General features: G+C 67.9%; 5 protein-coding genes and 2 tRNA genes. 6 read left to right on the forward strand and 1 reads right to left on the reverse strand.

The window, feature by feature from the left end; all coding sequences use genetic code 11:
• Positions 1 to 190 precede the first annotated feature (190 nt).
• The 6 genes from WC971_10555 (at position 191) to WC971_10580 (ending at position 4,737) form a co-directional block, all read left to right on the forward strand.
• A tRNA-Ile gene (locus WC971_10555) sits at positions 191 to 265 on the forward strand.
• A 32-nt stretch (positions 266 to 297) separates the two neighbouring features.
• Positions 298 to 1,356, forward strand: a complete 1,059-nt coding sequence (locus WC971_10560; GenBank protein MFA5845254.1) for an N-acetylmuramoyl-L-alanine amidase — start codon at positions 298 to 300, stop codon at positions 1,354 to 1,356.
• Positions 1,357 to 1,376: 20 nt separating this feature from the next.
• Positions 1,377 to 2,465, forward strand: coding sequence for a UDP-N-acetylglucosamine 2-epimerase (non-hydrolyzing) (gene wecB / locus WC971_10565; protein MFA5845255.1), 1,089 nt, complete (start codon positions 1,377 to 1,379; stop codon positions 2,463 to 2,465).
• Positions 2,466 to 2,553: 88 nt separating this feature from the next.
• Complete coding sequence (locus WC971_10570; protein MFA5845256.1) at positions 2,554 to 3,642, forward strand: UDP-N-acetylglucosamine 2-epimerase; 1,089 nt, start codon at positions 2,554 to 2,556, stop codon at positions 3,640 to 3,642.
• Positions 3,643 to 3,649: 7 nt separating this feature from the next.
• On the forward strand, positions 3,650 to 4,633 hold the full coding sequence (galE, locus tag WC971_10575; GenBank protein MFA5845257.1) for a UDP-glucose 4-epimerase GalE: 984 nt from the start codon (positions 3,650 to 3,652) through the stop codon (positions 4,631 to 4,633).
• Between the two features lie 29 nt (positions 4,634 to 4,662).
• Positions 4,663 to 4,737 (forward strand) — tRNA-Val (locus WC971_10580).
• 1,436 nt (positions 4,738 to 6,173) lie between these two features.
• Here WC971_10580 and WC971_10585 read toward each other — a convergent pair.
• Positions 6,174 to 7,220, reverse strand: a complete 1,047-nt coding sequence (locus WC971_10585) for a hypothetical protein (GenBank protein MFA5845258.1) — start codon at positions 7,218 to 7,220, stop codon at positions 6,174 to 6,176.
• Positions 7,221 to 7,815 lie beyond the last annotated feature (595 nt).

The following is a 7,815-nucleotide window of genomic DNA, read 5'->3' on the forward strand; positions in this document are numbered from 1 at the left end:
CTCTACAAGCTCAACGCCCGCAAGAACCCGAGATGGAAAGAGGAGGTGAAGGCGTCCGACGTCGAGTACCTTTATTGTGAGGCAACGAATCAGTCGCTCGAGTACCTTTTATTCTGAGGCATCACGGGCTGCGTGACGGGCCGGCCGCCTCGGTCGCTGTGGTAGAATCTGAACGTTTCGCTGCCCAGCCGGGCCCGTAGCTCAACGGTGGAGCAGGGGACTCATAATCCCTTGGTTGCAGGTTCGAATCCTGCCGGGCCCACCAAGAGAACAATGGATGCGACCAGGACAGACCGGATGAGACGCACCCGCCGTTCGCGGCGCCGCTGGCTGGTCGCCGCGGCACTCGCGGTGCTGCTCGCCGTCGCCGGTACCGCTCTGGCACTCGCAGGGAGCGGTCAGGGCCCGCGCCGGGACGCATCCGATCGGCCTGCCGCGGTTCCGACCGCGACGCGCACCGTGTCGTTGCTCGCTTCCGGGTCGTCGCCGGAGTCGACGGCCACGACCGGCACGAGCCTGCCGGTAGAGGTCCCGAACGTGGTCGGCCGGACCGTTGCGGACGCCGAGGCGGTGCTCGCCGGGGCGGGTTTCGAGACGGTGCGCTCTCCTCGCACGTCGGACGACCCGACCACAACGCTCGTCGTCGTTCAGAGGCCGTCCGCGGGGGCGAGGGCCGTCCAGGGCGCTCGCGTGACGCTCTCGTGTTCGACGTCCGTGCGGGCCGTGCCACGGCCGTGGGTCGTGTGCATCGACCCGGGCCATCAGGCGCGGGCCGATATGAGGCCGGAGCCGCTCGGGCCGGGCTCCAGCACGACCAAGCCTCGCGTCTCCGGAGGAGCCACCGGAGTCTCGACCCGGGTTCCCGAGAACCGCGTGACCCTGGCGATCTCGTTGAAGCTGCGGACGAGGCTCGAAGCCGCCGGCGTGCGCGTCGTGATGACGAGGACCCGCGCCGACGTCTCGATCTCCAATCGCGCGCGTGCCCAGATGGCGAACGCGGCGCATGCCGACCTCTTCGTGCGGATACACGCCGACGGCAACGTGAACGCCGATATGTCGGGGATCTCGACGCTGTACCCCGCGGGGAACGCATGGGTGCGGCCGATCTCGACTCGCAGCCGGACGGCCGCGACGCTCGTCCAGCGCAGGGTCGTGGCGGAGACAGGAGCCCGCAACCGTGGGCTGCAGGCGCGGTCGGACATGACCGGGTTCAACTGGTCCCGCGTCCCGGCGGTGCTGGTCGAGACGGGGTTCATGTCTAATCCTGCGGAGGACGTCCGCTTGAGCCAGTCTAGATACCAGGAGAGGCTCGCCGCGGGTATCGCACAAGGCGTGCTCGATTACCTGCGCCGATAGGGCGCTGGAGGGGAGACAGCGTGCGTTTGATCGTCGTTGTGGGTGCGCGGCCGAACTTCATCAAGGTCGCGCCGCTGATGCCGGCCTTCGCGTCTGCCGGCATCGCCGCCGAGCTCGTGCACACCGGACAGCACTACGACGTCGCGATGTCGGACGTCTTCTTCCGCGACCTGGAGATCCCCGAGCCGCGGTGGTTCCTCAACGTGGGCTCGGGCACGCACGCCATCCAGACCGGCACGGCGATGATCCGGCTCGAGGAGCTCCTCGTCGAGGAGCGGCCCGACGCCGTGATGGTCGTGGGTGACGTGAACTCGACGCTCGCGGGCGCGCTCGCGGCGGCGAAGCTGCACATCCCCGTCGTGCACCTGGAGGCGGGCCTGCGCTCCGGGGACATGTCGATGCCGGAGGAAGTGAACCGGCTGGTGACGGACCAGCTCTCGTCGATGCTCCTCACGCCGACCACCGAGGCGATCTCGAACCTCGCCGCGGAAGGCGTGCCGGTCAGCCGCGTGCACTTCGTGGGCAACGTGATGGCCGAATCTGTACTACGAAGCCTCCCGCGGATCGCAAGCCGCGATGTCGCCCTGAGCTACGGGCTTCGGGGAAAGGGCTACGTGCTCGCGACGATCCACCGCCCCGAGAACACCGACCACCCCGAGCGGCTCTCGCACATAATCGCCGCTCTCGCCGATGCGCCGATGCAGGTGCTCCTGCCGGTCCATCCGCGCACCCGTCCGCTGCTCGCGGAGGCGGGAGCTGGAGACGCGACGCCGAACCTGCTCGTCGTGGATCCGGTCGGCTATCTAGACATGCTCGCGCTGCAGCGGGATGCGGCCGCGGTGGTCACCGACTCCGGCGGAGTGCAGGAGGAGGCGTGCATGGTCCGCACCCCCTGCGTCACCGTGCGGCGGAACACGGAGCGCGAGGTGACCATCGCGTGCGGGGCGAACCGGCTCGCAGCGGCGGAGCGTGAGGTCGTCTCACTCGCGCTCGCGGACGCGCTGTCGTCCTCGACCGCCTGGGATATCCCGCAGCGCTGGGACATCGATGTCTCCTCGCGTGTCGTCGCGGCGCTTCAGGCGGGCGTCGTGCCTCCAGAGGGATACTGAGAGACGGCTGGTTTCGGGCGGTGCGGCAGGGGTAGTATCGCAACGGTGACAACCACAGCCGATCCGCCGACGGGAGCCATGCCGGACCGTGCGTATCATCATCGTCGTCGGATCCCGACCCAACTTCGTGAAGGTCGCGCCACTGCTTCCCGCTCTCGTGGAGGCGGGCCACGCGGTCGATCTCGCGTTCACCGGCTCGAAGGCGGAGTACCGCCTCGACGGCGATTTCCATTCGGACCTGTCGCTGGAGCCCCCTCGGTTCATGCTCGATCTCGACGAGGGCCCTCACGGTCTTAGGACCGCCCAGGCGCTCACGAGTCTCGAGCGTCTCTTCACCGATGAGAGGCCCGCCGCCGTCATCGCGGTGGGCGACGTCGACGCCGCTCTCGCTGCCGCCCTCGGCGGGGTGAAGCTGGCCATCCCGATCGTCCATCTGGAGGCGGGACTGCGCTCTGGCGACCTGTCGATGCCTGAGGAGGTCAACCGGGTCGTCGTCGACCAGCTGGCGAGCATGCACCTCGCCCCCACGGAGGAGGCGGTCGAGAACCTCCACGCGGAGGGGGTGGCGTCCGAGCGGGTTCACTTCGTCGGGAACATCGTCGCCGAGGGGGTGCTGCGCCACCTGGAGCGTCCCGACGGCGTGCGCTCGTCGGAGAGGCTCGGGTTGCATCGAGGCGGATACGTGCTCGTCTCCGTGCGACGCGAGGAACTCGTCGGACGGCCGGAGCTGCTCGCGGAGGTCGCGGCGGGCCTCGGCCGGGGCGAGCTGCCCGTCCTGGTACTCGCGGACGCCTGGCGGCTGCAGCCGTGGACGAATGCCGCCGTGAAGACCGGCGCTGGGAACGTGCGGGTCGTCGACAGCGTGTTCTACGGAGAGATGCTCGGCCTCGAGCGCGACGCCGCCGCAGTGGTGACGGACTCCGGGCACGTACAGGAGGAGGCTTGCGTCATCGGCACGCCGTGCGTGACCTTGCGGCGCACCACCGAGCACGGCGTGACGCTGACCGTGGGAGCGAACCGGCTGTGCGCCGCCGATTCGGCCGCGGTGCGCGACGCCGTAGCCACGGCGATCGCGTCGCGCCGTTCGTGGCCGATGCCTCCTCGCTGGGATAAGCTGGTCTCCGACCGTGTCGTCAGAGCGTTGCGGAAGGGAGTGCTTCCGCTCGCCGGAGAGTGAGGTGCGCATGCGGATCCTCGCCACCGGCGGTGCCGGCTACATCGGGTCGATCACGGTAAGGATGCTGGCCGACGAAGGCCACAGCGTGACGGTCATCGACACCCTGGAGAACGGTCACGCTCAGGCGGTCGACCCTCGCGCGCGTCTCGTCGTCGGCGACGTTGGAAGCCCAGAAGTGGTCCGCGAAGCGCTGGCAGGAGTGGACGCCGTCGTCCACTTCGCGGGATACGCGGACGTGGCCGAGTCGGTCCGAGAGCCGGAACGCTACTTCGAGAACAACGTCCGCTCCGCTTCGGTCATGCTCGACGTCATGGAAGAACTCGGCGTGGATCGGATCGTCTTCTCATCGACCGCGGCGGTCTACGGCGAGCCCGAACGCGTGCCCATCGAAGAGGATGACCCGACGCGGCCGTGCAACCCTTACGGCGAGTCGAAGCTCGCGTTCGAGGAGGAGCTCGACCGTCGTATCCCCGGAGGTCTGCGCGCGACCCGCCTGCGCTACTTCAACGTCGCGGGGGCGTGGCACGACGGCTCGCTCGGCGAGGCGCACCCGGTGGAGAACCACATCATTCCGCGCGTGCTCTCGGCCGTCGCCGAAGGCCGCCGCGAGTTCGAGGTGTTCGGCGGCGACTATCCGACCCCGGACGGCACGTGCGTGCGCGACTACATCCACGTCGTCGACCTGGCGAGGGCGCACGTCTCCGCGCTGGAGCGTCTTGCGGCGGGGGAGACGGGGCTCACCTGCAACCTGGGGAGTTCGCGCGGCTACAGCAATCTCGAGGTCGTTCGCGCCTGCGGGGTGGTGACCGGCGTCGCGCTCGATGTCGTGATGGGCCCGCGTCGGCCCGGGGATCCCGCGGTGCTCGTCGCATCGAACCGGCGAGCCGCCGTCGCGTTCGGTTGGAGCCCTGTCCGCGACCTGCAGACGATGGTCGCCGACGCCTGGTGCTGGCACTCTTCGGGGCTTTGCCGGGAGTGGACGACGGGTTAGAATAGGCGACGCCGCTCTGGCGGCCTAACGGGCGATTGGCTCAGGGGGAGAGCGCTTCCTTCACACGGAAGAGGTCGAAGGTTCAAATCCTTCATCGCCCACCATGGATGACAGAAGGCCCCGGAGGGTTCCATTTCGAGGAATCCGAAGGGGTCTTTCCACTGGTAGGAGGCTATGCGGCCATCCTCCACTTTAAGGTTCCAAAGTACCGTTGAGAGCACATCGCGCTGTTGCTCGGAATCTCCGTTGAGGAAGGCCAGCCGAGCGCCCGCGCCGGTTCGCGCTAACGTCTCTACCTGGGCGGTCGCGTCCGAGAGCTGCGTCTCGGCCACCATCTGCCGCAGTTCCAAAGTACCGCGCTCCTCGGCAAGCCGTGCCGCCCTCGCCTGGTACGTCGCCTTGTCCACCATGCCGTCCAGGTACGCATCGAGTAGCGCCGTCTGCCGCTGCTTGGCCTGGTCGAGTGCCGCGGCAGCCGTCGCGCGATCTCCCGCGCTGCGCTGCGCGAGGCGCGCGTCGGCAAGCCGCGCCTCCTCCACCAGCGCGTCCACCACGCCGGGACTGATGGCGATACGCGAGAGCACCGCGTCCACCTGCTCCATCAGCAGCTCTTCCCGCGTGTAGCGCCTCTGCTCGCAGGAGCCGCGCCCGTGGGTACAGCGGTAGTAGACGTGGTCCTTCTGGTAGCCCGCCGTAATCTTGCAGCCGCACTCGGCGCAGTAGAGGTAATCGCGCAGGACGAATGTGTGCCGCTGCCCGTTGTTGCGTCGGCGGTTCGGTGCGAACGCCTCCTGGGTCGAGGCGAACAGCTCATCGGATATCAGCGGGTCATGTGCCCCACGGTAGATGTCGTCCTTGTAGCGGACCCATCCGTAGTAGACCGGGTTCTTGAGCATCTTGTGCAGCGCCGAGACGTTGATGCCGGAGCCGGTACGCATCCGCATGCCCATGCCGTACAGCTCGTCGGCGAGAGAGGCCAAGGAGACGGTCCCGCTGGCGTAGCGTTCGAAGGCGTGGCGGACGAGAGGGGCCATCTGAGCGTCCACGGCCAGCGTCCGGGTCGTCGTGTCGTTCAGGTAGCCTACGGGCGCGCGCCACGGCCAGCCGCCCTGTGAGGCCTTCTCACGCATCCCCTTGGACACCTCTTCGCTCAGGTTGGCGAGGAAGTAGCGGGACTGTGAGAGCGTCACGTCGCGGACGAACTGGCCCTGCGGCGTGTCGGGCAGGTCCCCGAGGACGTAGCGCGGACGTATGCCGAGGTCCTCTTCCAGGCTCAACTGGTCGCGGAAGTTGCGGTAGAGGCGGTCGAGCTTGTGAGCCACCACGACGCGGACCTCGCGGTGCTCTTCCAGGTACGAGAGCATCCGGCCGAACTGGGTCCGTCCGGCACGCCCGGCGGATTCGGCCTCCACGAACTCGGCGGCTATCGTCAGCCCCTCGGAGGCGCAGAAGGCCCGTATCGCCTTGAGCTGTGCCGGGATGGAGTAGCCCTCGTCCTGCTGCTCTTTCGTGCTCACGCGGGCGTAGACGACGCAGACGCTCACTTCCTGCTCCCTCCGCTGCCCATGAACCGGCGCTGGCGCTGCTCCACCTGTAGGGCGAAGCATATGTCCTCGCGCTCAAGATAGGCCCAGACGTGGTCGCCGAGAAGCCCCCAGGCGATGTCGAAATCCGGTTCCCGCAGACGTGCCGCACCGCTGACGGTCAGACCTGCGAGCATCGGTATCAGCTTGTGGAGCTGGGCGGTGTTGCGTATCTCTGGCACGCGCTCCAGGGGTTCCCCCGCGAACGAGCCTTCCGCGATCGCGCGCCATCTCGGGTCCGTCTCCCATCTGTCCGAAGAGAGGCCATGCGGCACGCGCAGCTCGCACCACTCCAGGCCGGAGGCGAGCAGCCCCCCGAGGCGCGCGAACGCGTCCTCGGCCCGTTCGCTGTCGAAGCGTCGCAGGGCCGGGCGGCGGTACTGGACCTCGAAGCGCCACACGTCCGCGTCCGGGTCGTAACGCTCGTCCCGTGCCCATGCCATCCGCAGCCAGTCCTTGCCCGAGACGGCCAGCTCCGCCGTCTTGTTGTAGACGCGCACGACGGTGCCGCCCCTCCCGAACTGGTACGTCATCCCTTGGCCGCTCCTGTGGGTCCCCCGATACTGCGCCGGGCACACCACGTGCTCCATCTCGGCCATGCTCGGAACCCAGCCCTGCCAGTCGGCGAACAGGTCCAGCCGCGAGAGGCCCCGCGGATCCCCGGCCCCGAGGGAGGCGGCCAGGTTCGCGGCCATCGCGTATCCGCCCTCATGTCCGTAGGACGCCAGGCCCTCGGTGAGTAGACGCGCCGAGACTGTGGGGAGCCGGTGCTCGGGGGACAGGCGCAGGTGCAGGTCCTCGTTGCTCAGGACGTACCGCCAGGGTTTCAAGCCCGCGGGATTGATGACGAAGGGGATGCCGGCCACGTCGAACCGGTGCGGTACGGACCTTAGCTGCGCCTCACCCTTACCGAGTTCGAGCCGCTCCTGGAGTTCGTCGGAGAGGTGTCCTCGGAAGGAAGCCTCCAGTGTGTCCACCCCGGAATGGATGACGACGAGGCCCATTAGTCATCGCCACCGTGAACAGACAGGCCCATGTTATAGATGGGGGCCTGTCCGGGCGGGTCGGCGGGGGAGACGAGGATACCAGCGCCAGCGAAGCGCAGCAGGGCCGCGGCGAGGCGGGCGGCTTCCTCTGTGGAGACGGTGCAACCCTCGGCGGCTAGTGCCGCTGCTAGGGCTTCACCCGGCTTTCGGGACTTGGAGTGCACTGCGAGCCTTTCGAGACGACAAAAGCGACAGACTTTGTCGCCTCGTCATCTCATTAGGCTCGTCTATTTCCCGTGTCTTCAGTGCTTGCGCGCACTGGTGCTCATGTATACGCCGGGGGGTCAGCGACTGAACCCGAGAACAATATAGCAAACACCCGTTCGTTCTGCAACGATGCCACACGCGATTCCCCCACGCCATCCCGCGCGATCCGAGGGGCGCGCGGGGTGGCTGTGGATAACTCGCCGCAACATTTGCGACCCCCTGGCCTGGGTTCCGCAGCTAACTCCCGCGAATAGTCCGCGTTTGATGGGTCTAAGCTGCGAAGACGAGCGATCATGCGCAGAAACGGCGTGTATCTAGGCGTCCGTATTCCCGCTGGTCAGAAGCT

This window comes from Coriobacteriia bacterium, assembly GCA_041658765.1.
Taxonomy (GTDB): Bacteria; Actinomycetota; Coriobacteriia; order Anaerosomatales; family JBAZZO01; genus JBAZZO01.